Origin of the sequence: Kitasatospora sp. NPDC127060 (assembly GCF_042724935.1) — a bacterium.
GTDB lineage: Bacteria > Actinomycetota > Actinomycetes > Streptomycetales > Streptomycetaceae > Kitasatospora.
Genome location: NZ_JBHXEG010000112.1, coordinates 1 through 25,099 on the forward strand (window position 1 = coordinate 1; position 25,099 = coordinate 25,099).

Annotated in this window: 20 protein-coding genes; 16 read left to right on the top strand and 4 right to left on the bottom strand. The window is 72.6% G+C overall.

Annotated features, from left to right (window positions below; genetic code table 11):
* Nucleotides 1–44: 44 nt before the first annotated feature.
* The 4 genes from ACFWIS_RS37195 to ACFWIS_RS37210 form a co-directional block, all read right to left on the bottom strand.
* Nucleotides 45–2,483, bottom strand: a complete 2,439-nt coding sequence (locus ACFWIS_RS37195; RefSeq protein ID WP_380462110.1) for a transglutaminaseTgpA domain-containing protein — start codon at nt 2,481–2,483, stop codon at nt 45–47.
* Entirely contained in the window at nt 2,480–3,802 is a 1,323-nt protein-coding gene (locus ACFWIS_RS37200) for a DUF58 domain-containing protein (protein ID WP_380462111.1), read from the bottom strand. Before ACFWIS_RS37200 ends, ACFWIS_RS37195 begins: the two co-directional genes overlap by 4 nt.
* A gap of 1 nt (nt 3,803) precedes the next feature.
* Entirely contained in the window at nt 3,804–4,760 is a 957-nt protein-coding gene (locus tag ACFWIS_RS37205; protein WP_380462126.1) for an AAA family ATPase, read from the bottom strand.
* 349 nt (nt 4,761–5,109) lie between these two features.
* Nucleotides 5,110–5,652, bottom strand: coding sequence for a beta-class carbonic anhydrase (locus ACFWIS_RS37210; RefSeq protein ID WP_380462112.1), 543 nt, complete (start codon nt 5,650–5,652; stop codon nt 5,110–5,112).
* A 576-nt stretch (nt 5,653–6,228) separates the two neighbouring features.
* Between ACFWIS_RS37210 and rsmH the strand changes: the two genes are divergently transcribed.
* The 16 genes from rsmH (at nt 6,229) to ACFWIS_RS37290 (ending at nt 24,917) form a co-directional block, all read left to right on the top strand.
* Entirely contained in the window at nt 6,229–7,203 is a 975-nt protein-coding gene (gene rsmH, locus ACFWIS_RS37215; RefSeq protein ID WP_380462113.1) for a 16S rRNA (cytosine(1402)-N(4))-methyltransferase RsmH, read from the top strand.
* 132 nt (nt 7,204–7,335) lie between these two features.
* Nucleotides 7,336–7,863 carry a cell division protein FtsL gene (locus tag ACFWIS_RS37220; protein ID WP_380462114.1) on the top strand — a complete coding sequence of 176 codons (528 nt, stop codon included), beginning with the start codon at nt 7,336–7,338 and terminating at the stop codon, nt 7,861–7,863.
* Nucleotides 7,860–10,109, top strand: coding sequence for a peptidoglycan D,D-transpeptidase FtsI family protein (locus tag ACFWIS_RS37225; RefSeq protein WP_380462115.1), 2,250 nt, complete (start codon nt 7,860–7,862; stop codon nt 10,107–10,109). Before ACFWIS_RS37220 ends, ACFWIS_RS37225 begins: the two co-directional genes overlap by 4 nt.
* A 6-nt stretch (nt 10,110–10,115) precedes the next feature.
* Nucleotides 10,116–11,768 carry a UDP-N-acetylmuramoyl-L-alanyl-D-glutamate--2,6-diaminopimelate ligase gene (locus ACFWIS_RS37230; protein ID WP_380462116.1) on the top strand — a complete coding sequence of 551 codons (1,653 nt, stop codon included), beginning with the start codon at nt 10,116–10,118 and terminating at the stop codon, nt 11,766–11,768.
* The gene (murF, locus tag ACFWIS_RS37235) at nt 11,765–13,168 is read left to right on the top strand and encodes a UDP-N-acetylmuramoyl-tripeptide--D-alanyl-D-alanine ligase (protein ID WP_380462117.1); all 1,404 of its coding nucleotides are present in this window, start codon (nt 11,765–11,767) and stop codon (nt 13,166–13,168) included. The genes ACFWIS_RS37230 and murF overlap by 4 nt, the downstream gene beginning before the upstream one ends.
* Nucleotides 13,168–14,229, top strand: a complete 1,062-nt coding sequence (gene mraY, locus ACFWIS_RS37240) for a phospho-N-acetylmuramoyl-pentapeptide-transferase (RefSeq protein WP_188309292.1) — start codon at nt 13,168–13,170, stop codon at nt 14,227–14,229. Before murF ends, mraY begins: the two co-directional genes overlap by 1 nt.
* Complete coding sequence (gene murD / locus ACFWIS_RS37245; protein WP_380462118.1) at nt 14,226–15,668, top strand: UDP-N-acetylmuramoyl-L-alanine--D-glutamate ligase; 1,443 nt, start codon at nt 14,226–14,228, stop codon at nt 15,666–15,668. The genes mraY and murD overlap by 4 nt, the downstream gene beginning before the upstream one ends.
* 154 nt (nt 15,669–15,822) lie before the next feature.
* Nucleotides 15,823–17,193, top strand: coding sequence for a putative lipid II flippase FtsW (gene ftsW, locus ACFWIS_RS37250; protein ID WP_380462119.1), 1,371 nt, complete (start codon nt 15,823–15,825; stop codon nt 17,191–17,193).
* A gap of 6 nt (nt 17,194–17,199) precedes the next feature.
* Entirely contained in the window at nt 17,200–18,306 is a 1,107-nt protein-coding gene (murG, locus tag ACFWIS_RS37255) for an undecaprenyldiphospho-muramoylpentapeptide beta-N-acetylglucosaminyltransferase (RefSeq protein ID WP_380462120.1), read from the top strand.
* On the top strand, nt 18,299–19,072 hold the full coding sequence (locus ACFWIS_RS37260) for a cell division protein FtsQ/DivIB (RefSeq protein WP_380462121.1): 774 nt from the start codon (nt 18,299–18,301) through the stop codon (nt 19,070–19,072). Before murG ends, ACFWIS_RS37260 begins: the two co-directional genes overlap by 8 nt.
* Before the next feature lie 362 nt (nt 19,073–19,434).
* The gene (gene ftsZ, locus ACFWIS_RS37265) at nt 19,435–20,667 is read left to right on the top strand and encodes a cell division protein FtsZ (protein ID WP_380462122.1); all 1,233 of its coding nucleotides are present in this window, start codon (nt 19,435–19,437) and stop codon (nt 20,665–20,667) included.
* Nucleotides 20,664–21,395, top strand: coding sequence for a peptidoglycan editing factor PgeF (gene pgeF / locus ACFWIS_RS37270; RefSeq protein WP_380462123.1), 732 nt, complete (start codon nt 20,664–20,666; stop codon nt 21,393–21,395). Before ftsZ ends, pgeF begins: the two co-directional genes overlap by 4 nt.
* Nucleotides 21,395–22,183, top strand: coding sequence for a YggS family pyridoxal phosphate-dependent enzyme (locus tag ACFWIS_RS37275; protein WP_380462124.1), 789 nt, complete (start codon nt 21,395–21,397; stop codon nt 22,181–22,183). Before pgeF ends, ACFWIS_RS37275 begins: the two co-directional genes overlap by 1 nt.
* A gap of 297 nt (nt 22,184–22,480) precedes the next feature.
* Nucleotides 22,481–23,089, top strand: coding sequence for a cell division protein SepF (locus ACFWIS_RS37280; RefSeq protein WP_030282899.1), 609 nt, complete (start codon nt 22,481–22,483; stop codon nt 23,087–23,089).
* Nucleotides 23,090–23,187: 98 nt separating this feature from the next.
* Nucleotides 23,188–23,469 (top strand): YggT family protein, encoded by a 282-nt coding sequence (locus tag ACFWIS_RS37285; protein WP_030282903.1) that lies wholly within the window; start codon nt 23,188–23,190, stop codon nt 23,467–23,469.
* 59 nt (nt 23,470–23,528) lie between these two features.
* Nucleotides 23,529–24,917 (top strand): DivIVA domain-containing protein, encoded by a 1,389-nt coding sequence (locus ACFWIS_RS37290; protein ID WP_380462125.1) that lies wholly within the window; start codon nt 23,529–23,531, stop codon nt 24,915–24,917.
* Nucleotides 24,918–25,099: the final 182 nt, after the last annotated feature.

The window sequence follows — 25,099 nt, forward strand, 5'->3', positions numbered from 1 at the left end:
GGGGCGGGCAGTCCATCGACTGCCCGCCCCGGCTCCCGTGTGTGTCAGGACTCCGGGGTGGACCGCTTGCCGCGGGTGACCACCCGCCGCACCGGGCCGGAGACCGCCTCGGCGGCCCGGCCGGTCCGGGTGGCGGCGCCCGCCCGGGCCGCCCGCAGCGCCTCGGAGATCCGCCACCACAGCTGCGCCGAGGACGGCGGCAGCAGCAGCGCCCGGACCCGGCCGGCCCGGCGGGTGTGGGCCCACAGGGCACGCCGGGCGGTGCGGACGTCGGCGGCCAGCGGGGCGGTGGTGACCTGCCCGGGAGGGGCGTAGAGCACCCGTTCGGTGGCCAGGGCCAGGCGCCCGGCGGCGGCTGCCGCATCCGCGTCCAGGTCCGCCGTCTCGGTGATCCGGCGGGCGGCCGAGCGCGGCGTGCGTGACTCGTCCGGGGGAATTCCGACGTCCCAGGCGGAGTCGACCAGCTCGTCCCAGGCGGCCAGCACCTGGGCGTCGGTGAGCTCGGCCGGACCGTCCCCGCCCGGCCGGCGGCGCCCGCCGCCGCCGAGCCGGCGACGGCGCACGGCCGTCCGCCAGAACATCGGTACGAGCAACAGGGCGATCAGTCCGATCACCACGGCCAGGGTGCCGAGCACCTGCCCGGAGAGCAGCCAGGACTCCTCGGCGGCGGTGCTGACGGCCTTGCCCTTGGGGCCGCAGTCGCCCAGCTGGTGCTGCTTGGCGGTGCAGTCGGAGCTATTGGTCGGCGCCGGGACGGCCGCCGCGCTGGTCGCGGCGGCGGTCGCCTGCTGGCTGGGAGCCGTGGTCGGGGTGCTGGACCCCTCGGTGTAGTGGGTCGGCACGCCCCGGCTCGGGGTCGGCTCGAAGCGAGTCCAGCCGTAGCCGGAGAAGTACAGCTCGGGCCAGGCGTGGTACATCCGGCCGCTGACCGAGTAGACGTTGCCGCCCTTGCTGTCACCGGGGGTGAAGCCGACCGCGACCCGGGCCGGGATCTTCAGCACCCGGGCCATCGCGGCCATGGTGGAGGCGAAGTGCACGCAGAAGCCCCGGTGGTCGCGCAGGAAGACCGCGATGGCGTCGCTGCCGGTGCCGCCGTCGACCGAGGTGTCGTACTTGAACTGCGGGCCGGTGAACCAGTTCACCAGGGCCGTCGCCCGGTCGTAGTCGTTGCGGGCGCCGGCGGTGACCGCCTTGGCCTGCTCGGCCACCACGGACGGCAGGTCGGAGGGGATGGCGGTGTAGTGCTCCCGGATGTCCTGCGGGGCGAGCGGCGCGGTGCGCAGCTCGTCGGCGGTGGGGCGCAGGTCCAGCGCGCTGACGGTGTAGTGCAGGCCGCGGATCGCCTTGTCGTTGGTCGGCAGGACGGTGCGGGTCATCGGGTCGAGCTTCCAGTCACCGCGCTTGGGGACCTGGACGGAGGCGGCCGGGTACGGCATCGGCAGCCAGCTCTTCTCCAGCTTGTCGCTGACCTGGAAGTCGCCCTGGATCCGGGGGACGTCGGTGACCCGCAGGCCCTCGGGGGCGGGCATGGTGGCCGGCAGGTCGCTGACCACCGTGCTGCTGAGCTTCCAGTTGGTGCCGTCGAACTGGTCCAGCGAGCCGGTACGCAGATAGATCTGGTCGGCGAGGTCGCTGTCCAGGGTGTAGGTGAGCAGCTCGGTGTCGGACGGCTTGGTGATCGCCGCCTCCAGGCTGACCAGCGGGTCGAGGCTGGTGGTCACGCTCCCGGCGGTGCCCTTGCCGGACGACCCGCCGGAGCCGGAGTCGAACAGCCCGAGGTCCCAGCGCGGCAGGAAGACCGGCAGCAGCAGCGCCAGGGCCAGCGCCAGCACGCCGACCTGCTGGCCGCCGAGGCTGACCTGGGTGGAGGTCACCGTGCCGCGCGCGCTGCCTCGGAAGACCCGGCCCCAGCGGGAGACCCGGTCCTGGCCCTCGGCGAACAGCAGCACCAGGTAGCCGGCCGCGGCGCAGCCGAACCAGACCCAGCTGCTGTGCTCCCCGGCCAGGCCGTTGCCGATCGAGTAGAGCGCCAGCAGCGGCAGCCCGGCCAGTGCCGAGCGCCGGTACGTCACCGCGACGGCGTCCACCAGCACGGCGATCAGGCCGACCGAGGAGACCAGGATCAGCCGCAGGCCGGCGGTCGGCGGCGCCGGGATGGCGTACTGGGTGACGTCGTCGAGGCCGGCCGAGAAGACCCGGCTCAGCACCCGCATAGCGGACGGGCCGGGCAGTACGCCGCCGGTCATCCCGGAGCCGGCGAAGCCGATCAGCATCAGCAGGAGCAGCACCAGCACCTGGGCCACCGGCACCGTCCAGCGGAACAGCGGGGACCGGCGCAGGCCCGCGCCGACCGCCGAGATCACCGCGATCACCAGGAAGGCGTGGGTGAGCCAGCTGCGGGTGGTCAGCAGCGGCAGCATGCACAGCGAGGCGAGGGCGGTGGCCAGCGCCGAGTAGACGGTCAGTTTGGCCCGGGGGGTCACGCGCCGGCCTCTTCTCGGTAGGGGGCGGTGGTCTTGGCGCCGTCGGCGGCCCGCCACAGGTCCGGCACGGAGTCGCCGGCCCGGGCCGGCAGGACCGTCCAGCCCGCCTGGCGCAGCTCCCGGACCCGCTCGCGGAACTCCTCCCCGCCGGTGTCGGGGGCGAGCATCCGCAGACCGGCCCAGGTGCCGGTGTCGAGCAGGAAGGCGACGGCCCCGCCGGTACGGCCGCGCAGCCGGGCCAGCCGGGCGGTCTGCGCCTTGTCCAGGTCGCCGAGGACGGCGACCAGCAGGCCCTCGCCGCCGGCCCGCAGCGGCTCCTCGGCGCGGGAGAGCCCGGCGCCGTCGGACAGGTCGGCGACCGCGAGGGCGTCCAGGATCAGCCCGGAGGTGTCGGCGGCGACGTTGTGCCCGCCGCTGCCGGGCCCGGGCACCCAGTGGCCGGTGTCGGTGAGCAACTGGGTCTGGTAGCCGCGCTCCAGCAGGTGCACGGCGACGGAGGCGGCGCAGCTGACCGCCCATTCGAAGGAGGACGCGGGGCCCATGCCCCGGTGGCCCACCTCGCGGGTGTCCAGCAGGACGGTGGCGCGGGCCTTCTGCGGCTGCTCCTCGCGGCGCACCATCAGCTCGCCGTACCGGGCGGTGGAACGCCAGTGCACCCGGCGCAGGTCGTCGCCGGGCCGGTACTCGCGCAGGATCACGTCGTCGTCGCCGGCCAGCGCCAGCGTGCGGGTGTGGCTCTCGCCCTGGCCGATCCACTCGCCGGTGAGCCGCACCTGCGGCAGCGCCTGCACCTGGGGGACGACGGTGAGCACGTCGGAGGCGGTGAAGGCGCGGTTGACCTCGCACATCCCGAACGGGTCGGACAGCCGCAGCTGCAGCGGCCCCAGCGGGTAGCGGCCGCGCAGGTCGGAGCGGACCCGGTAGGACACCTCGCGGTAGCCGCGCGGCTCGACCCGGTCCAGCACGAAGCGCGGGCGCGGCCCGAGCACGTACGGGACCTGGTCCTCCAGGAGCAGCAGCCCGGTGGGCACCCGGGAGACGTTGTCCACCCGCAGGTGGACCCGGGCCTCCTGGCCGGCGATCGCCCGGTGCGGGCTGAGCCGGCGTCCGCTGGCCACCCGGTAGCGGGTGTTGGCGACCACCGCGGCGGCGGCCAGCGGCAGTGCGGCGAGCAGCACGCCGACCCGCAGCAGCGCGTCCTGGTCGAGCAGGTAGGAGCAGACCACCGCGGTCAGACCGGCGGCGAGGAAGGAGCGGCCCCGGGTGGTGAGGCCGCGCAGGCCGGCCCGCAGTCCGCCCGTCGGGTCGGATGAGGCCACCTCAGCCCCTCCGGACGGCCGGGCCGCCCTGCGGACGCGGCAGCGGCAGCCGGGCGACCAGGTCGGTCACGATCTGCTCGGCGGTGCGGCGGCCGAGCTGGGTCTCGGCGGTCGGCATCAGGCGGTGCGCGAGGACCGGCACGGCCAGGCGCTGGATGTCGTCCGGGGTGACGTAGTCGCGCCCGTCCAGCGCGGCGGCGGCGCGGGCGGCCCGGACCAGGTGCAGGGTGGCGCGCGGCGAGGCGCCCAGCCGCAGCTCGGGGCTGGTGCGGGTGGCGCCGACCAGGTCGACGGCGTAGCGGCGGACCGGGTCGGCGATGTGCACGGTGCGGACCAGCTCGACCAGCTTGAGGATGTCCGCGGCGTGCGCGACGGCCTGGAGGTCGTCCAGCGGGTTGGCGCCGGAGTGCACGTCGAGCATCGCGAACTCGGCCTCGGGGCTGGGGTAGCCGATCGAGATCCGGGCCATGAAGCGGTCCCGCTGGGCCTCCGGGAGGGGGTAGGTGCCCTCCATCTCGACCGGGTTCTGGGTGGCCACCACCATGAACGGCGAGGGCAGCTCGTAGCTGGTGCCGTCGATGGTGACCTGACGCTCCTCCATGGACTCCAGCAGTGCGGACTGGGTCTTGGGCGAGGCGCGGTTGATCTCGTCGCCGACCACGATCTGGGCGAAGATCGCGCCCGGGCGGAACTCGAAGTCGTGCCGCTGCTGGTCGTAGATGTTGGTGCCGGTGACGTCCGAGGGCAGCAGGTCCGGGGTGAACTGGATGCGGCGCACGGTGCAGTCGACGGACTTGGCGAGCGCCTTGGCCAGCATGGTCTTGCCGACGCCGGGCACGTCCTCCAGCAGCAGGTGGCCCTCGGCGAGCAGGACGGTCAGGGCGATCCGGATGGCCTCCGGCTTGCCCTCGATCACGCTCTCGATGTTGGTACGGACCCGGTCCACGACCGCGGCCAGCTCCGGGAGCCCGACCGGACGGTACCCGTTCGCCCGCTGCTCGCCCCCCGCAGGACTGCCGAGACCGGCCTGATCGTTGTAGCTCGTCACCCGTTTACGCTCCCTGGCACGCTGCGCCCGCCCCACCCGAGGCCGGACCCCACCCCATGCTTGACGCGGCCGTCCCGGGGGCGGTTCCGAAGGAGGAGCCGGCGCCGGTGGGCGGCCTGCGGCCCGGCCGCCCCAGGTGGTTCGGGGTCCGACCGGCAGGCGCATTCTCCCCCGTTCGGCGGCCAGAAGTCACCATTCGGCCGCCCCCGAATGCGCGGGCGGGGGAGCGGGCGGGCCTCCGGGCGGGCGGGCGCCCGCGCTACCGGATCTCGCGCAGCAGCCCGGTGTGGACGTCGAAGACGAAGCCGCGGACGTCGTCGGTGTGCAGCAGGAACGGGGACGTGCGCACCCGCTGCATGGACTGGCGGACGTCGCTGTCCAGGTCGACGAAGGCCTCCACCGCCCACTGCGGGCGCTGGCCGACCTCCAGCTCCAGCTCGCGGCGGAAGTCCTCGGTGAGGCCGAGCAGGCCGCAGCCGGTGTGGTGGATCAGGGCGATCGAGCGGGTGCCCAGGGCGCGCTGACTGATCGTCAGGGACCGGATGGTGTCGTCGGTGACGACGCCGCCGGCGTTGCGGATGACGTGTGCGTCGCCCAGTTCGAGGCCGAGCGCCGCGAACAGGTCGAGCCGGGCGTCCATGCAGGCCACCACGGCGATCTTCTGGACCGGGCGGGCGTCCATGCCGCCGTCCCGGAAGGTCACCGCGTACTCGCGGTTGGAGGTGACGAAGCGGTCGATGATGGTGGGTCCGGCGGAGTCGGCAGCGGCGTTCGGCCTGGGCCGGTCGGGAGTCACTGTCATGGGGGCGACGTTAGTGCGATCCGGGGCTCCGCGGTGGGGTGGAGAGCTACAGAACGCACCGCTGTGATCGAGCGCATAGCGACAACGGGAGGGTTTGTCCGGGCTGGTCCCGGAGTCGTCCCGGCGCGGGTTCCGGAGCCGGCCCCGAGGTGGGTTCGCACCCGGTCGCTCGGTGGGGGCGCGCGGCGCTCGCCGGAGGCCCCCGGCCGGTGCCCCCGCCGAGCTGCCCGGACGGCCGCGACCTGCGGTGATCCGTACCGCCGCCCGGGTGGTGCGCCGGAGCGGGCCATTGACTGGAGGGGTCCGCGCGATAGAGTTGCGCCGCGTTGGAGCACACCCGCCGCAGCCCGTCAACCGGGCCGTTCCGGCCGGTGTGCGGCCCGGTCGATGCGGCCCGTGGCCTCCACCCGCTCCGTGTTCACCTGGCGCACCTTCCCCGGCGCCGGGCGTCCACGACCTTCCCCCAGAGCGGGCGGGGACCACGGGCCGCGTCGTCGCGCCGGCAGGCGGTGGGCGAGAATGGTCGGAGCTCCCGGTCGTCGGGCTGCTCCGCACCGAGGAAGGGCGCCACCGCGCATGACCACCAACGAACCGGGTCCCAAGCACGTTCCGGTGATGCTGCAGCGGTGCATGGACGCGCTGGCCCCGGCGATCTCGCGCCCCGGCGCCGTGGTGGTGGACGCCACCCTCGGCCTCGGCGGGCACAGCGAGGCGCTGCTGACCCAGTTCCCCGAGGTGCGGCTGGTCGCGGTGGACCGCGACCCGCAGGCGTTGAAGCTGTCCGGCGAGCGGCTGGCCCCCTTCGGCGACCGGGCCACCCTGGTGCACGCGGTGTACGACGAGATCCCCGAGGTGCTGGAGCGACTGGGCATCGACGAGGTGGACGGCATCCTGTTCGACCTCGGCGTCTCCTCGATGCAGTTGGACGAGGCCGACCGCGGCTTCGCCTACGCCCAGGACGCGCCGCTGGACATGCGGATGGACCAGACCCGGGGGATCAGCGCGGCGGAGGTGCTGAACACCTACGGCCACGGCGACCTGGCCCGGATCCTCAAGGTGTACGGCGAGGAGCGGTTCGCCGGGAAGATCGCCTCGGTCATCCTGCGGGAGCGGGAGAAGGAACCGTTCACCAACAGCGCGCGTCTGGTCGAGTTGGTGCGCAACGCCATCCCGGCGGCGACCCGCCGGACCGGGGGCAACCCCGCCAAGCGGACGTTCCAGGCGCTGCGGATCGAGGTCAACGGCGAGCTGGAGGTCCTGGAGCGGGCGATCCCGGGGGCGCTGGACGTCCTCGCGCTCGGCGGCCGGATGGTCGTGATGTCGTACCAGTCGCTGGAGGACCGGCTGGTGAAGCAGTGCTTCGCCGCCGGCTCGACCAGCACCGCCCCGCCGGGGCTCCCGTTCATCCCGGAGGAGCACCAGCCCTGGCTCAAACTGATCACCCGCGGTGCCGAGCTGGCGACCGAGGCGGAGATCGAGGAGAACCGGCGCGCCGCGCCCGTACGGCTGCGGGTGGCGGAGAGGATCAGGGACCGAAGCAAGCGGGGCTGAGGAACGGCTCCGGCGGGGTCCGAAGGGCGGAGGAGAGCGGTGGGGCCGGTGGCCGGTGAGGTCCGGGCGGGGCGGGGAGGACTGCCCGGGCAGGGCAGGGCGCGGATCACGGTCCGGCCGGGGCGGCGCCCCGTGCGGGGGCGCACCCCGTTCGCGGTGCTCGTGGTGGTGCTGCTGGCGGCGGGGCTGCTCGGGCTGCTGGCGCTGAACACGGCGCTCAACGAGGGCTCCTTCGAGCTGTCCCGGCTGCAGAAGCAGACCACCAAGGCGACCGACGAGCAGCAGAGTCTCCAGCACGAGATCGATCAGAGCTCGGCCCCGGACGCGCTGGCCAAGCGGGCCGCCGAGCTGGGCATGGTCCCGGCCGGCGGGATGGCCTTCCTGGACGTGCCGAACGGCGGCAAGGTGATCGGCACGCCCGGACCGGCGCAGGACAGCCCGCCGGTGAAGAAGTCGACGGTCGAGCCGTGGCCGATGAAGGCGTCCCCGGCCCCGGCGCAGCAGAGCGCCGCGCCGAGCACCTCACCCGGTGCCCAGCCGCCGGCGCAGCCGAGCCCCCAGGCGCCGCCGCCGAGCCCGGCGGCCTCGGCCGGTGACTCGGTGATCCAGCTCAACCCGGTGACGTCCTCGCCGGCCCAGCACGGGGGTGGTACCCGATGACGACGCCTCGTCAGCCGTCAGGCTCCGGTTCGGGCTCCGGTCGGCGCCAGCCGCCGCGGGCCGGGACGGCCCGGCCCGCCACCGGGCGCAGCCAGCCCGCGAAGGGGCAGCCTGCCAACGGCCAGAGCGTCCGCGGCCAGTCCGGGAAGGTCCAGCCCGCCAAGCCCCAGCCGCCGAAGGCGCAGCCGGCGAAGGGCTCGACCGCGCGCGGCCAGTCGGCCAAGGCGCAGCCCGCCAAGGCCGCCGCCGCCCGTACCCCGCGGGCACCGCAGCAGCGCCGTCCGGAGGGCCGTCCGCCGGCCCGCAGCCAGGCGGCGGTGCGGCCGCGCCCGAAGTCCCGGCTGCCCCAGCGCGCCAGGGCGCTGCGGCTGGCGGAGCCGAAGCGCCGGCTGCGGGTGATCACCGTGGCGCTGTCGCTGGTGTTCTCGGTGTTCGCGGGGCGCCTGGTGCAGCTCCAGTTGGTGGACGCCGACGCGCTGGCCGCCGACGCCAACACCAACCGCTACCTGAACATCCCGATCACCGCCGAGCGCGGCTCGATAACGTCCTCCGACGGCGTCGCGCTGGCCGCCACCGTGGACGCGTACGACATCACCGCCGACCCGGCGATGTTCACCCCCGAGGCCACCGGCATCCCGGACGCGCCGGAGCAGGCGGCCGCCCTGCTGTCGCCGATCGTCGGCGTCGCCAAGGAGAAGATCGCCGCCGACCTGCACACCCCCAAGACCCGCTACAAGCGGCTCGCCGCGCAGCAGACCCCGGCCGCCAAGAACCAGATCAGCGACCTCAAGGCGGGCCTGGAGAAGAAGGCCGGCTCGCGCACCTGCCAGGCCCAGAAGAAGCTGCTCGGCAAGCCCGCCGACCAGGGCGGGCGCACCCGGATGGACAACGAGTGCGTCAACCCGCTGGCCGGGGTGTTCAACCGGGAGACCCAGAAGCGGATCTACCCGGCCGAGGGCCTGGCCGCCAACCTGGTCGGCTTCGTCAACGGCGAGGGCGAGGGCGCCGGCGGGCTGGAGCTGCAGTACCAGAAGCAGCTGGTCGGCAAGGACGGCCACAGCAGCTACGCCCAGTCGGGCGGGCGGCTGGTGCCCACCGCCGGGGGCTCGATGGACCCGGCGGTGCCCGGCAGCGACATCAAGCTGACCATCAACCGCGACGTCCAGTGGGCCGCCCAGCGGGCGATCACCGACCAGGTGGCCAACTCCGGCGCGGAGAAGGGCTACGTCGTGGTCCAGGACGTGAAGACCGGCCAGGTCATCGCGATGGCCAGCGCGCCCGGCTTCAACCCGAACGACCTGAGCCTCGCCAAGCAGTCCCAGATGGGCAACCCGGCCCTGGTCGACGCCTACGAGCCGGGCAGCACCGCCAAGCTGATGAGCCTGGCCGCCGTCCTCGACTCCGGCAAGGCCAACTGGGACACCAGGGTCACCGTGCCCAACCGGCTGGTCCGGGCCGGGCAGCAGTTCAAGGACGACGTCGAGCACGGCGACTGGTACCTGACCCTGGCCGGGGTGCTCGCCAAGTCCTCCAACATCGGCACCATCGAGGCGGTCGAGACCCTCGGCGACGGCGACCAGCAGAAGGCCAACCAGATCCTGGACGGCTACATGCGCAAGTTCGGCGTGGCCCGGCCGACCGGCCTGAACTTCCCCGGGGAGACCCCGGGGATGCTCAAGAAGCCGGAGGACCTGGTCGCCTCGGAGAAGTACAACATCGCCTTCGGCCAGGGCCCGCTGCAGATGAACGCGCTGCAGGCCACCTCGGTGTACTCGACCATCGCCAACGGCGGGGTGCGGGTGGCGCCGAGCATCGTCCAGGGCATCACCGGGCCGGACGGCAAGTACACCGCGACCCCGCCGGGCGAGCAGAGCCGGGTGGTCAGCGAGCAGACCGCCAAGACCCTCACCTCGATGCTGGAGTCGGTCGTCGACGACGAGCAGGGCACCGGCGGCAAGGCCGCCATCCCCGGTTACCGGGTCGCCGGCAAGACCGGCACCGCCAACCGGGGCGCCGCCGACGGCAAGGGCTATGACGGCTACACCGCCTCCTTCATCGGCTTCGCCCCCGCCGACGCCCCCCGCTACACCGTGTCCTGTACCCTCCAGGGCCCGGTCAACGGGCACTTCGGCGGCCAGCTGTGCGGCCCGGTGTTCAAGCAGGTGATGGAGTTCACCCTGAAGACCATGCAGGTCCCGCCGAGCGGAAGCCAGGCGCCGAACCTGCCCGTCGAGTGGAAGCCGTGAACGAGGATGAGCAACCAGCGGGCCGGTGCGGACGGCGGCGCGGCGGAGGCCCGGTTTGGCCCTGGGCACCCTTCGGCGGATAGCCTTCCCGCCGTGCCGAAACCCGATCAAACCACCGTGAGTCCGCCGCGCCCGACCGGACCCGTCGCCCTGCCGCTCGCCGAGCTGGCCGCCCGGCTGGGCCTGCCGCCCGTCGAGGGCGGTGCCGTCACCGGCGTCACCCACGACTCCCGCGCGGTGCGCCCGGGTGATGTGTACGTGGCCTTCCCGGGCGCCAACCACCACGGCGCGGCCTTCGCCGCCAAGGCCGCGGACGCCGGTGCGGTGGCCGTGCTGACCGACCCGGCGGGCGCCGAGCTGGCCGCCCCCACCGGGCTGCCGCTGCTGGTCGTGGACCGGCCGCGGGGCCGGATGGGCGAGCTGGCCGCGATCGTCTACGGCCATCCGTCCGAGCGGCTGCTGATGATCGGGCTGACCGGCACCAACGGCAAGACCACCACCTCGTACCTGGTCGAGGGCGGGCTGCGCGGCGCCGGGCGCAGCCCGGGCGTGATCGGCACCGTCGAGATGCGGGTCGGGGACGAGCGGATCAAGAGCGAGCGCACCACCCCCGAGGCCACCGACCTGCACGCGATCCTCGGCGTGATGGCCGAGCGCGGCGCGGACGCGGTGACCATGGAGGTCTCCAGCCACGCCCTGGTCTTCGGCCGTACCGACGGGGTGACGTACGACGTCGCGCTGTTCAACAACCTCACCCCCGAGCACCTCGACTTCCACCCGGACATGGAGGACTACTTCCAGGCGAAGGCCCGGCTGTTCCAGGCCGGCAAGTCCCGCCACGGGGTGGTCAACCTGGACGACGAGTACGGGCGCCGGCTCGCCGCCGAGGCCGAGATCCCGGTGACCTCCTTCTCCGCGACCGGTGATGCCGGGGCGGACTGGCGGGCCGTGGACGTCCAGCTCGGACCGGCCGGCTCCACCTTCCGGGTGGTCGGTCCGGACGGCGCCGAGGCCGACGCCTCCGTCCCGCTGCCCGGCCCGTTCAACGTGGCCAACGCGCTGGCCGCGATCACCGTGCTGGTCGCCGCCGGGCTGCCGCTGGAGCGGGCGGTGGCCGGAGTGGCCGCCGTCCCCGGTGTGCCGGGCCGACTGGAGCGGGTGGACGGCGGACAGCCGTTCGTCGCCGTGGTCGACTACGCCCACAAGCCGGACGCCCTGCAGGCCGTCCTCGCCTCGCTGCGCGAGGTCACCAAGGGCCGGCTGCACGTCGTCGTCGGCTGCGGCGGCGACCGCGACCCGCACAAGCGCGGCCCGATGGGCGCCATCGCCGCCCGGCTCGCCGACACCGCCCTGCTGACCAGTGACAACCCGCGCAGCGAGGACCCGCTGGCGATCCTCGCCAGCATGCTGACCGGCGCCGCCGCGGTGCCCGAGGCCGAGCGCGGGGCCGTCCTGGTCGTCCCCGACCGGGCGGAGGCGATCCGACTCGCGGTCGCCCGCGCCCGGGCGGGGGACACCGTGTTGGTGGCCGGCAAGGGCCACGAGCTCGGCCAGTACGTACGAGACGAGATCCGCCCCTTCGACGACCGGGAGGTGCTGCGCGAATCCATCGCGCGGACCACGGCCGAGCGGGGCGACCGAGGAGTAGAGCAGCAGTGATCGCACTGACCCTCGCCGAGGTGGCGACCGCCGTCGGAGGCACCCTGGACGGCGCCGACCCGGACACCCTGGTCACCGGCCCGGTCGAGGTCGACTCGCGGAAGGTCCGCCCCGGCGGCCTGTTCGCGGCCTTCGTCGGCGAGCACGTGGACGGCCACGACTACGCGACCACGGCGGTCGAGGCCGGCGCCGTCGCGGTGCTGGCCTCCCGCCCCGTCGGCGTGCCCGCCGTCCTGGTCGACAGTGTGGTGGAGGCGCTCGGCCGGCTGGCCCGGACCGTGGTCGCCCGGGCCGAGGGCACCACGGTGGTCGCGCTGACCGGCTCGGCCGGCAAGACCAGCACCAAGGACCTGATCGCCCAGCTGCTCCAGCGCCACGGCGAGACCGTCTTCCCGCCCGGCTCGCTGAACAACGAGATCGGCCACCCGATGACCGCGCTGCGGGTCGAGGACGGCACCCGGCACCTGGTGATGGAGATGGGCGCCCGGCACAAGGGCGACATCGAGTACCTCACCTCGATCACCCCGCCGCGGATCGGCCTGGTGCTCAACGTCGGCACCGCTCACGTCGGCGAGTTCGGCTCCCAGGAGGCGATCGCCGAGGCCAAGGGCGAGCTGGTGGAGGCGCTGCCCGCCGAGGGCGCCGCGATCCTCAACGCGGACGACCGGCTGGTGCGCGCGATGGCCTCCCGCACCAAGGCCAAGGTCGTCCTGTTCGGGGAGTCCCCGGACGCCGACGTCCGGGCGACCGACGTTCGCCTGGACGCCACCGGGCGGCCATCGTTCACGCTCACCACCCCGGCCGGTTCCGCTCCCGTGCAGCTGCGCCTGTACGGTGAGCACCACGTCTCGAACGCCCTCGCCGCCGCCGCGGTGGCGACGGAGCTCGGGATGACCGTCGACGACACCGCGGCAGCTCTGGGCGAGGCGGGTGCGCTGTCCCGCTGGCGCATGGAGGTCGTCGACCGGGCCGATGGTGTCACCGTCGTCAACGACGCCTACAACGCGAACCCCGACTCGATGCGGGCCGCGCTGCGGGCGCTGGTCTCGATGGGCGGCCGCGGTCCGGAGCGCCGCCGTACCTGGGCGGTGCTCGGCGAGATGCGGGAGCTCGGCGAGGACAGCCTGGCCGAGCACGACGCCATCGGACGGCTCGCCGTCCGGCTGGACGTCACCAAGCTGGTGGCGGTCGGCGGACGCGAGGCGGCCTGCATGGAACTCGGCGCGAGGAACGAAGGTTCGTGGGGTGAGGAGTCGGTGCTGGTGTCCGACGCGGACGCGGCGGTCGAGCTGCTGCGCAGTCAGCTGCGGCCGGGGGATGTGGTCCTGGTGAAGGCGTCCCGTTCGGTGGGGCTGGAGAAGGTGGCCGAGGCCCTCCTGGCGGACGGTGTTGCCCGATGATGAAGCAGATCCTCTTCTCCGGGATGATCGGCCTGATCCTCTCGCTGGTCGGCACGCCCGCCCTGATCAAGCTGCTCGCCCGAGGGGGCTACGGCCAGTACATCCGTGACGACGGTCCCAAGGCGCACCACAGCAAGAAGGGCACGCCCACGATGGGCGGCATCGCCTTCATCCTGGCGACCCTGATCGCGTACTTCGGCACCAAGGCGATAACGGGCGAGAGCCCGACCGCCTCCGGGCTGTTGGTGCTCTTCCTGACCACCGGCCTCGGCCTGGTCGGCTTCCTGGACGACTACATCAAGGTCGTCAAGCGCCGCTCGCTCGGTCTGCGGGCCAAGGCGAAGCTGGCCGGCCAGTCGATCGTCGGCCTGGTGTTCGCCATCCTGGCGCTGCAGTTCCACGACGACCGCGGGCTCAGCCCGGCTTCCCAGTCGCTGTCCTTCGTGCGCGACTTCAAGTGGTCGATCGGCCCGGTGCTGTTCGTCATCTTCGCGTACTTCATGATCGCGGCGACCTCCAACGGCGTGAACCTGACGGACGGTCTGGACGGTCTCGCCACCGGTGCCTCGGTGATGGCCTTCGGTGCGTACACCTTCATCGGCGTCTGGGAGTACGGACAGAGCTGCGCCTACTTCCTCTCCGCCACCAATGCCTGCTACGACGTCCGGGACCCACTGGACCTCGCCGTCGTGGCCGCCGCCCTGATGGGCTCCTGCTTCGGCTTCCTCTGGTGGAACACCTCGCCCGCCAAGATCTTCATGGGTGACACCGGCTCGCTCGCCCTCGGCGGCGCCCTGGCCGGTCTGGCGATCTGCTCGCGCACCGAGCTGCTGCTGATCCTGCTCGGCGGCCTCTTCATGATCATCACCCTGTCGGTGATCATCCAGGTCGGCTCCTTCCGGATGACCGGCAAGCGCGTCTTCAAGATGGCGCCACTACAGCACCACTTCGAACTCAAGGGCTGGAGCGAAGTCCTGGTCGTGGTCCGCTTCTGGATCATCCAGGGCCTGTGCGTGGCCGTCGGCCTCGGCCTCTTCTACGCGGGATACCGGACCGGATGACGAACCCTGACTTCTCTGACCTGCCCGTCGTCGTCGCCGGACTCGGCGTCTCGGGCATCAGCGCAGCGCGCGTCCTGAACGGGCTCGGCGCGAACGTCACCGTGGTCGACGGCGGTGGCGGCGAGGGCCTGCGGGCCCGCGCCGCCGAGCTGGAGGCGACCGGCGTCGCGGTACGCCTGGGCGACGGCGCGAGCCTGCCCGAGGGCACCGAACTGATCGTCACCTCGCCCGGCTGGGCCCCCGACAGCGCGCTGTTCGCCGCTGCCGAGGCGGCCGGGGTGCCCGTCTGGGGCGACGTCGAGCTGGCCTGGCGGCTGCGCAAGCCGCTGCCGGGCACCGGTGAGCCCGCCCCCTGGCTGGCCGTCACCGGCACCAACGGCAAGACCACCACCGTCCAGATGCTCGCCTCGATCCTCACCGCGGCCGGCAAGCGCACCGCCGCCGTCGGCAACGTCGGGGTCTCGGTGCTGGACGCGGTGCTCGCCGAGGAGCCGTACGACGTGCTCGCCGTCGAGCTCTCCAGCTACCAGCTGCACTGGGCGCCCTCGCTGCGCCCGTACTCGGCGGCCGTGCTCAACCTGGCCCCGGACCACCTCGACTGGCACGGCTCGATGGAGGCGTACGCCGCCGACAAGGGCCGGATCTACGAGGGCAACGTGGTGGCCTGCGTGTACAACCTGGCCGACCCGGCCACCGAGGCGCTGGTCCGCGAGGCCGACGTCGAGGAGGGCTGCCGGGCGGTCGGCTTCGGGCTCGGCGCGCCCGGCCTGTCGAACTTCGGCGTCGTGGACGGCCTGCTGGTCGACCGCGCCTTCGTCGCGGACCGGGCCAAGAACGCGGCCGAGCTGGGCTCCGTCGAGGACGTCAACCCGCCGGCCCCGCACAACATCGCCAACGCGCTCGCCGCGGCGGCGCTGGCCCGGGCGTACGGGGTCGAGCCGAAGGCCGTCCGGGAGGGCCTGCGGGCCTTCCGCCCGGACGCCCACCGGATCGCCGAGGTCGGTACCGTCCGCGAGGTCACGTACATCGACGACTCCAAGGCCACCAACACCCACGCCGCCGCGGCCTCGCTGGCCGCCTACCGGCCGATCGTCTGGGTCGCCGGGGGACTGGCCAAGGGCGCGACCTTCGACGACCTCGTCCAGGGCGCGGCCGAGCGGCTACGCGCGGTCGTGCTGATCGGGCAGGACCGGGCGCTGATCCGCGAGGCACTGGAGCGACACGCTCCGGATGTGCCGGTGATCGAGGCGGCCGAGGGCCAGACTGGCGCGGTGGCGATGACCGAGATCGTTCGAACGGCCGCATCGCTCGCCCGATCGGGTGACACGGTGCTGCTGGCCCCGGCCTGCGCCTCGATGGACATGTTCACCAACTACGGCGAGCGCGGCGAGCTGTTCGCGGCGGCCGTCCGGGAGCTGGCGGACCCCGCGGGCGAGTAGTCGGGCCTCTCGGGCGAGTGAGCCGAAGGGCCGCGCCGTCGGGTTCGGAGCGGCCCGGAGGCGAACGCGCCGTGGGAATGGGAGCGACGACCGTCGGTGTCGGGTTCGGAGCGGCCCGGAGGCGATCGAGCCACAAGAGTGGGAGCGGGGAGCGGTGGCGGGGCAGGGCAGGGCGGATTCCGGTGCGACCGAGCGGGACGCCGCCGAGCCGTGGCGAGTGATCTCCGCCACCACGACCAAGTACAAGTCGGCCGGTCCGCTGGGACGGTTGCAGGCCTTCCGGGCCCGGGTCCGGTACTGGCTGGACCGGCCGCTCACACCGTACCTGCTGATCGTCGGCACCACCCTGCTGCTGGTCGTGCTCGGCCTGATGATGGTCTTCTCGGCCTCGCAGATCCTGGCGCTGAACCAGCACCACACCGCGCAGTACTACTTCCTCAAGCAGTTGATCGCCGGCATCCTCGGCCTGGTCCTGCTGGCCGGCTTCGCCTCCGTCCCGGTGGCGGTGCTGCGGGTGATCGTCTACCCGGTGATGTTCGGGGTGATCGGCGCGCTCGCATTGGTCGCGGTGCCCGGCATCGGGGTGCGGATCAACGGCAACCAGAACTGGCTGGACTTCGGGTTCTTCCAGTTCCAGCCCTCCGAGTTCGCCAAGCTCGCGCTGGTGCTCTGGGGCGCCGACCTGCTCGCCCGCAAGCAGAAGGCCGGCACCCTCACCTCCTGGAAGCACCTGCTGGTGCCGCTGGTGCCGGGCGCCCTGCTGCTGCTCGCGCTGATCATGATCGGCGGTGACATGGGCACCTCGATGATCCTGGTGGCCATGGTGTTCGCGCTGCTCTGGATGGTCGGCGCACCGCTGCGGCTGTTCGTGGCCACCCTCGGCGTGGCGGTCGTGGTCTGCACCGCCCTGGTGATCACCGTCCCGCACCGGGCCGAGCGCCTGGGCTGCATCGGGGTCACCAAGCTCGACCCGGAGGGCGCCTGCTTCCAGGCCCTGCACGGCGTGTACTCGTTCGCCCTCGGCGGCGGCTTCGGCACCGGCCTCGGCGCCGGCGTGGAGAAGTGGGGCCAGCTGCCCGAGGCGCACACCGACTTCATCTTCGCCGCGACCGGCGAGGAACTCGGTCTGGTGGGGACGCTGTCGGTGATCGGTCTCTTCGCGGCACTAGGCTACGCGGGTATCCGTGTGGCCATCGGTACGAAGGATCCCTTCGTCAGGTACGCCGCGGGAGCCGCCACCACCTGGATCATGGCGCAGGCCATGATCAACCTGGGGTCGGCGCTGGGACTGCTGCCCATCGCGGGTGTCCCGCTCCCGCTGTTCTCCTACGGCGGTTCCGCCATGCTGTCGGCCATGTCCGCGATCGGAGTGCTGCTGTGCCTGGCGCGCAGCTCCTCGGGCGCGAAGGCGGCCCTGGCCGCCCGGAGCAAGAACTCCCGGATCAGGAAGCGACTGGCCCGGGTGCTGCCACGACGACGAACCACAGCGCGCCCGGCCCCCGGGCCGGCACGCAGGGAGCGGTGAATTTCGGTGCATGTCGTACTCGCCGGCGGGGGGACCGCCGGTCACATCGAGCCGGCCATGGCCCTCGCGGACGCACTCCGCAGGCACGACCCGTCCATCGGGATCACCGCCCTGGGCACCGAGAAGGGCCTGGAGACCCGGCTGGTACCCGAGCGCGGCTACCAGCTGGAGCTCATCCCGGCCGTCCCGCTGCCCCGCAAGCCCACCCCCGAACTGATCACCGTCCCCGGCCGGCTGCGCGGCACCGTGCGGGCCGCCCAGGAGATCATCGAGCGGGTCAACGCGGACGCCGTGGTCGGCTTCGGCGGTTACGTCGCGATGCCCGCCTACCTGGCCGCCAAGCGGGCCGGCGTGCCGATCGTGGTGCACGAGGCCAATGCCCGCCCGGGCCTGGCCAACAAGATCGGCGCCCGCTACACCGACTTCGTCGCGGTCTCCACCCCGGACAGCAAGCTGCGCGACTCCCGGTACATCGGGATCCCGCTGCGCCGGACCATCGCCACCCTGGACCGCAACGCCACCCGGCCGGAGGCCCGCCAGCACTTCGGCCTCGACCAGCGGCTGCCCACCCTGTTGGTCTCCGGCGGCTCCCAGGGCGCGCGCCGGCTCAACGAGACGGTCACCGCGATCGCCCCGCGGCTGCAGCAGTACGGCGTGCAGATCCTGCACGCGGTCGGCCCGAAGAACGAGCTGCCGCAGGTCGCGGACGTCCCCGGGATGCCGCCGTACCGCCCGGTGCCGTACATCGACCGGATGGACCTCGCCTACGCCGCGGCCGACCTGATGCTCTGCCGGGCCGGCGCCATGACCGTCGCCGAGCTGGCCGCCGTCGGCCTGCCCGCCGCCTTCGTGCCGCTGCCGATCGGCAACGGCGAGCAGCGGCTGAACGCCCAGCCGATGGTCAAGGCCGGCGGCGGCCTGCTGGTGGACGACGCCGAGCTGACCCCGGACTGGGTGCTGCAGAACGTGCTGCCGGTGCTCACCGACCCGCAGCGGCTGTGGGACATGAGCCGGGCCGCCGCCGAGTTCGGCCGCCGGGACGCCGACGACCTGCTGGTCGGGATGGTGTACGAGGCGATCCAGGCCCACCGGGGCGGTCGCCGACGTGGCTGACGGCCGGCTCGCCGACCCTCTGGACGAGGAGCTGGAGGAGGAGTCCGCTCCCCGCCTCCGGCTCTCCCGGCGGGGCATCGCGGTGCTGAGCGTGCTCGGCGCCGCGGTGCTGGGCGGGCTGGCCTGGATGGTGTTCTTCTCCTCGGTGCTGGACGTGCGCGACGTCGCCGTCCAGGGCGCGACGGACGACAAGCTGACGTCGGACCAGGTCCGCCAGGCGGTCGGCGGACTGGCCGACGGTCCGCTGGCCCGGGTCGACCTGGACGGCGTCCGGCACCGGGTGGAGGCGATCCCCCGGGTGGCGAAGGCCGAGGTGTGGCGGGGCTGGCCGCACACCCTGCAGGTCAAGGTGGTCCAGCGGACGGCGGCCGCCGCCGTCAAGGGGGATGACGGACAGTTCACCCAGGTGGATGCCTCTGGCGTGAGCTTCGCCACCGAGGCGGCACCCCCGCAGGGCGTGCCGGTGGTGGAACTGCGGCTCAGTCAGTCCGCGAAGGACGTGGACGGGGTGATCTCCCGGGGCCAGCTGGTGCAGGGTGCGGTGGCGGTGGCCGCCGGGCTCCCGCCGGAGATCGCCAAGCGGGCCGGATCCGTCCTGGTGCACTCCTACGACGACATCGAACTGCAGCTCAGCGGGGGTGCGACGGTGCGTTGGGGGAGTCCGGAGGAGACCGATCGGAAGGCCCGGGTGCTGCTGGCGCTGATGAAGCAGAAGGGCACCACCTTCGACGTGACGGCGCCTGAGGCGCCGGCGGTGTCCGGCTGATCCGCTAGATTCTGTGCCCGAGGGAGGGGTTGACGCCTCGAAGTGTCGGCCCGACCCTTGGTGGTCACCCCGGTTTCCATTGCCGGCCGATGATCACATAGGCTCAAAAGAAAAAGGGAAGCTCGGCGTGTTCGTTGAAACGCGTGCCCAGAGCCACCTAGTGTCCTGTGTCACCAGACTCTGTCCATTGGTGATGTGACGGAGGCACAGGACTAACCCTAAAGGTCAAGTTTAGGGTTGGGGTCGGCGGTCGGCATTTCGGACATTCAGTCAGAAACCAGGCTCCCTACCCATCGACATCCGTCGGTACGGCCCCCGTCGGGCCGGGCCGACCCGGAAATTCGAGGCGAGAGGCCTTCGACGTGGCAGCACCGCAGAACTACCTCGCAGTCATCAAGGTCGTCGGAATCGGCGGCGGTGGTGTCAACGCCATCAACCGGATGATCGAGGTCGGTCTCAAGGGCGTCGAGTTCATCGCGATCAACACCGATGCGCAGGCCCTCCTCATGAGCGACGCCGACGTCAAGCTCGATGTGGGCCGTGAACTCACCCGGGGCCTCGGCGCCGGCGCCAACCCCGAGGTCGGCCGCAAGGCCGCCGAGGACCACCGCGAGGAGATCGAGGAGGTCCTCAAGGGGGCCGACATGGTCTTCGTGACCGCAGGCGAGGGCGGTGGCACGGGCACGGGCGGCGCGCCCGTCGTCGCCAACATCGCCCGCTCGCTGGGCGCCCTGACCATCGGCGTGGTCACCCGTCCCTTCACCTTCGAGGGCCGGCGCCGGGCCAACCAGGCCGAGGACGGCATCGCCTCCCTGCGCGAAGAGGTCGACACCCTCATCGTGATCCCCAACGACCGCCTGCTGTCCATCTCGGACCGCCAGGTCAGCGTCCTCGACGCGTTCCGCTCGGCGGACCAGGTCCTGCTCTCCGGTGTCCAGGGCATCACCGACCTGATCACCACCCCGGGTCTGATCAACCTCGACTTCGCCGACGTCAAGTCCGTCATGTCGGACGCCGGTTCGGCGCTCATGGGCATCGGTTCGGCCCGCGGCGAGGACCGTGCCAAGGCGGCCGCCGTGATGGCGATCTCCTCGCCGCTGCTGGAGGCCTCGATCGACGGCGCCCGCGGCGTGCTGCTGTCCATCTCGGGTGGCTCCGACCTCGGTCTGTTCGAGATCAACGAGTCGGCCCAGCTGGTCAGCGAGGCAGCCCACCCCGAGGCCAACATCATCTTCGGTGCGGTCATCGACGACGCGCTCGGCGACGAGGTGCGGGTCACCGTCATCGCGGCCGGCTTCGACGGCGGCCAGCCGCCGGCGATCGTCCGCGACCCCGTGGTGAAGTCCACCACCCCCGCCGCCCCGGCCACCCCGCCGGCCGCCCCGGAGCGTCCGTCCGGCCGTCCGTCCTACGGGAGCATCGGCTCGGTGACGTCCCGTTCGGACGGGGAGGCCCCGGCCGCCCCTTCGCGTTCGGCCGAGACCCCGGCCACCACGACCGCCGCAGCCCCGGTGCCGCCGCAGGTGCAGCCGGTTCGGCAGCCGTTCGTGGAGAGCCCGGCCGAGGAGCTCGACGTCCCGGATTTCCTTAAGTGATCGATCACGCCGTACGCGCGGGTGCTCACTTCGCCTTCACCGACAGGTGGGGCGGGGTGAGCACTTCGCCGTACGGGGAGCTCAACCTCGGCGGTGCGGTGGGGGACGACCCCGGGGCCGTCCGGGAGAACCGGACCGTCGCGGCCCGGGAGCTGGGGCTGGACCCGGCCGACGTGGTCTGGATGAACCAGGTGCACGGTGCCGAGGTGGCCGTGGTGACCGAGCGCCAGCCGCTCGGGACCGCCCCGACGGTGGACGCGGTGGTCACCGACCGGCCGCTCGCCCTCGCGGTGCTGACCGCGGACTGCACCCCGGTGCTGCTGGCCGACCCGGTGGCGGGTGTGGTGGGCGCGGCCCACGCGGGCCGGCCCGGACTCGCGGCCGGAGTGGTGCCCGCGGTCGTCCGGGCGATGGTCGCCCTGGGGGCCGAGCCGGCGCGGATCACCGCCGCCACCGGCCCCGCGGTCTGTGGCCGCTGCTACGAGGTGCCGGCCCGACTGCGCGCCGAGGTCGCCGAGGTCGTCCCGGCGGCTTTCGCCGAGACCTCGTGGGGGACCCCGGCGCTGGACGTGCCGGAGGGCGTCGCGGCCCAGCTGGCCGCGGCCGGAGTCACCGAACTGGTGCGCTCACCGGTCTGCACCCTCGAATCCGCCGATCACTTCTCCTATCGCCGCGAGCAGCGCACCGGCCGGCTCGCGAGCTACGTCTGGTTGGGCTCTGATCACTGATGACGAACGACATCTACGGACCGTTCCCGGGGAGCGCGGAGTTCCTCCAGGCGCTGACCGAGGGCCAGCGGGCCCGGTACGAGGAGCTCGGGACCAATCTGGACGTGGTGGAGCGCCGGATCGTGGACGCCTGTGCGGCCGCCGGGCGCCCGCGTGAGGACGTCACCCTGATCGTCGTCACCAAGACCTACCCGGCCGAGGACACCGCGCTGCTGGCCGGACTGGGTGTGACGGATGTCGCGGAGAACCGCGACCAGGACGCCGCGCCCAAGGCGGAACAGTGCAGAAACCTTCCTCTTGACTGGCACTTCGTCGGGCAGCTGCAGACCAACAAGGTCCGCTCGGTGGTCCGGTACGCGAACCACGTGCACTCGGTCGACCGGCTGCGGCTGGTCGAATCGCTCTCCGCGGCCGTACTCAAGTCCGAGCGCCCGGAGCTGGGTTGCCTGGTGCAGGTGGCGCTCGACAAGGAGTACGGGGAGGGCGGGCACCGGGCCGGGGTCGCCCCCGAGGACGTGGCGGAACTCACCGACGCGATCGCCGACACGCCCGGCCTGCGCCTGGACGGTGTGATGACGGTCGCTCCGCTGGCCGGTCCGCTGGCCGGTGACCCGGCTCGCGCCTTCGACCGGCTGGCGGAAATCGCAACCGCCGTACGGGCGGCCCATCCGGCTGCCACCATGGTCTCCGCAGGCATGAGCGGTGACCTTGAGCAGGCGATTGCCGCCGGAGCGACACATGTACGCGTCGGAACGGCGGTACTCGGAGTGAGGTCACCCCTCGGGTAACGTCACCGGGTAGTAGATCAGACTGCAGGACAAAATAGGACAGAAGCTAGCAGCTTTCCGAAGCGCTAGCCAACCGTGGATCGCAGCTCCGCGGCCCCCACTCCACGTACTCTGACAGGTTGTCGACCTGACGCGCCGTCGTGGGGGATCGCGGAATCCGCAGGCGGGGCCCTTGGTCGCCCGGCCGTCGGGACGGTCCTCAGGAGCGAGCGGAGCGAGCGACCACCGGAAGGTGCGCGTTTCGCGAAGCAACCACCGAGCGTGAGCGAGGTGGTCATGAGCGGAGGAGACAGGAGCATGGCCGGCGCAATGCGCAAGATGGCGGTCTACCTCGGCCTCGTGGAGGACGAGACGTACGACGGCCAGGGGTACGACCCCGACGACGACTACGACGCGGACCCCGAGCCGATCCGCACCGGGCAGCGGACCGAGGACATTCCCCGGCCGGCCGCCGCCCCCGCGCCCGCCCCGGTCTCCTCGATCACCCCGCAGCCGGTTCCGGCGGCGGTGCCGATCCGGCAGGAGACCCCGAGGATGGCCCCCGTGTCGTCCATCACACCCGAACGACGCCACAACCTGGAGAAGAGCGCCCCGGTGATCATGCCCAAGGTAGTGAACGAACGAGAGCCCTACCGCATCACCACGCTGCACCCCCGGACCTACAACGAGGCCCGTACCATCGGGGAACAGTTCCGCGGCGGGACCCCCGTGATCATGAATCTGACCGAGATGGACGACACGGACGCGAAGCGGCTCGTAGACTTCGCCGCTGGACTCGTCTTCGGTCTGCACGGCAGTATCGAGCGCGTGACACAGAAGGTGTTCCTGCTGTCGCCTGCTAACGTCGATGTCACGGCGGAGGACAAGGCTCGGATCGCCGAGGGTGGGTTCTTCAACCAGAGCTGACCCGGCCACGACTTTACGTGTGGATCTGATCAACAGTGGTTGGCGACAGGTGATGAGCGGCAGGCCCTAGGGCCCGTGACCGGGGAGAGGGAAACGCGATGGACATCGTGTGGGCGGTGCTCTACTACGCCCTGACCGTCTTCCTGGTGTTCCTGCTCGTACGACTGGTCATGGACTGGGTCTTCCAGTTCGCGCGTTCGTGGCGGCCCGGCAAGGCCATGGTCCTGGTCCTGGAGGCCACGTACACTGTCACGGATCCGCCGCTCAAGCTTCTTCGGCGGTTCATTCCGCCGTTGCGTTTCGGGGGCGTGGCGCTCGACCTGTCCTTCTTCGTACTGATGATCATTGTGTATGTCCTGATCTCGCTTGTGCACCCCTAGTCGTAGGTGAGCGATGCGACAGGATGCCGGTGTGCCGACGATCACGTTGAGGTGAAGAGATGCCATTGACCCCCGAGGACGTTCGGAACAAGCAGTTCACGACCGTCCGCCTGCGTGAAGGCTATGACGAGGACGAGGTCGATGCCTTCCTCGACGAGGTCGAGGCGGAGCTGACCCGCCTCCTCCGGGAGAACGAGGACCTGCGGGCCAAGCTGGCCGCCGCGACTCGCGCCGCCGCGCAGAACCAGGCCAACATGCGGAAGGAACCGCCGCAGGACGCCCAGCGTCCGGCCGCGCCCGTCCCGGCCGCCATATCCGGCCCGCCGGTCCCCGGCCAGCAGGGCCCGGGTGGCCCGCAGCAGATGGGCCCCGGCGGCCCGCAGCAGATGGGTCCGGGTGGCCCGCAGCAGCAGATGGGTCCGGGTGGCCCGCAGCAGCAGATGGGCCCCGGTGGTCCGCAGCAGCAGATGGGCAACCAGCCGCTCGGCCTGCCCTCCGGCGCGCCGCAGCTCCCGGCCGGCCCGGGCGGCCAGATGGGCCCCGGTGGCCAGCAGCAGATGGGCCAGACCATGGGCGGCCAGCAGCAGCTGGTCCAGCCGATGGGCGGTCAGATGCTGCAGCCCATGGGCGGGCCCGGTGGCCAGCAGCAGATGGGCAACCCGATGGGCCAGGGTATGGGCCAGCAGCAGATGCAGCCGATGGGTGGCCCCATGGGCGGCCAGCAGCAGCAGATGGGCGGCCCGCTCGGCGGCCCGATGCAGCAGCAGGGCCCCGGTGGCGACAGCGCCGCCCGCGTGCTGGCGCTCGCTCAGCAGACCGCCGACCAGGCGATCTCCGAGGCCCGTTCCGAGGCCAACAAGATCGTCGGTGAGGCGCGCAGCCGGGCCGAGGGCCTGGAGCGCGACGCCCGTGCCAAGGCCGACGCCCTGGAGCGGGACGCGCAGGAGAAGCACCGCGTCGCGATGGGGTCGCTGGAGTCCGCGCGGGCCACGCTGGAGCGCAAGGTCGAGGACCTGCGGGCGTTCGAGCGTGAGTACCGCACGCGCCTGAAGTCCTACCTGGAGACCCAGCTGCGCCAGCTGGAGTCGCAGGCGGACGACTCGCTCGCGCCGCCGCGGATCCCCGCCACCGCGTCGCTGCCCCCGGCGGCCTCGTCGATGGCGCCGGCCGGTGCCGGGTCGATGGGCTCTGCGCCGTCGTTCGGTGGGAACCAGCCGTCGTTCGGGGGCAGCTCGCCGTCCTTCGGGGGGCAGAGCTCCTTCGGTGGGAACGCGCCGGCGCCGAGCTTCGGCGGGCAGGGCGGCGGTGGCAACAGCGGTGCGCCGCAGATGCAGCCGGCCGGGATGACCCAGCCGATGGCGGCCGTCCGGCCGCAGCCGCCGCAGCCGATGCAGCAGGCTCCTGCGCCGATGCGGGGCTTTCTGATCGACGAGGACGGCGACAACTGAGGTTGTAGCAGGGTTTTTTGAGGGCGTCTCCTTTCTGGCCTTTGGGTTGGGGAGGGGGCGCTCTCTTTGTTTGTCGGTGGTGTGGGGGGCGCTGCGCGGGGGCTGGGGGCTGGGGGGTGGGGGTGGGGGTGGGCTTTCGGGAGGGTGGGTGGTGCCGGGGGCGGTTCCGGGGGTGGTGGGCC

Bases quoted from the DNA above. Each gene is read 5' to 3' on its own strand.
- ACFWIS_RS37210 (WP_380462112.1), bottom strand. From the start codon at position 5,652: ATGACAGTGACTCCCGACCGGCCCAGGCCGAACGCCGCTGCCGACTCC.
- murD (WP_380462118.1), top strand. From the start codon at position 14,226: ATGACGAACCCTGACTTCTCTGACCTGCCCGTCGTCGTCGCCGGACTC.
- ACFWIS_RS37280 (WP_030282899.1), top strand. From the start codon at position 22,481: ATGGCCGGCGCAATGCGCAAGATGGCGGTCTACCTCGGCCTCGTGGAG.
- ACFWIS_RS37225 (WP_380462115.1), top strand. From the start codon at position 7,860: ATGACGACGCCTCGTCAGCCGTCAGGCTCCGGTTCGGGCTCCGGTCGG.
- ACFWIS_RS37290 (WP_380462125.1), top strand. From the start codon at position 23,529: ATGCCATTGACCCCCGAGGACGTTCGGAACAAGCAGTTCACGACCGTC.
- ACFWIS_RS37285 (WP_030282903.1), top strand. From the start codon at position 23,188: ATGGACATCGTGTGGGCGGTGCTCTACTACGCCCTGACCGTCTTCCTG.
- mraY (WP_188309292.1), top strand. From the start codon at position 13,168: ATGAAGCAGATCCTCTTCTCCGGGATGATCGGCCTGATCCTCTCGCTG.
- ACFWIS_RS37275 (WP_380462124.1), top strand. From the start codon at position 21,395: ATGACGAACGACATCTACGGACCGTTCCCGGGGAGCGCGGAGTTCCTC.
- ACFWIS_RS37230 (WP_380462116.1), top strand. From the start codon at position 10,116: ATGAGCAACCAGCGGGCCGGTGCGGACGGCGGCGCGGCGGAGGCCCGG.
- rsmH (WP_380462113.1), top strand. From the start codon at position 6,229: ATGACCACCAACGAACCGGGTCCCAAGCACGTTCCGGTGATGCTGCAG.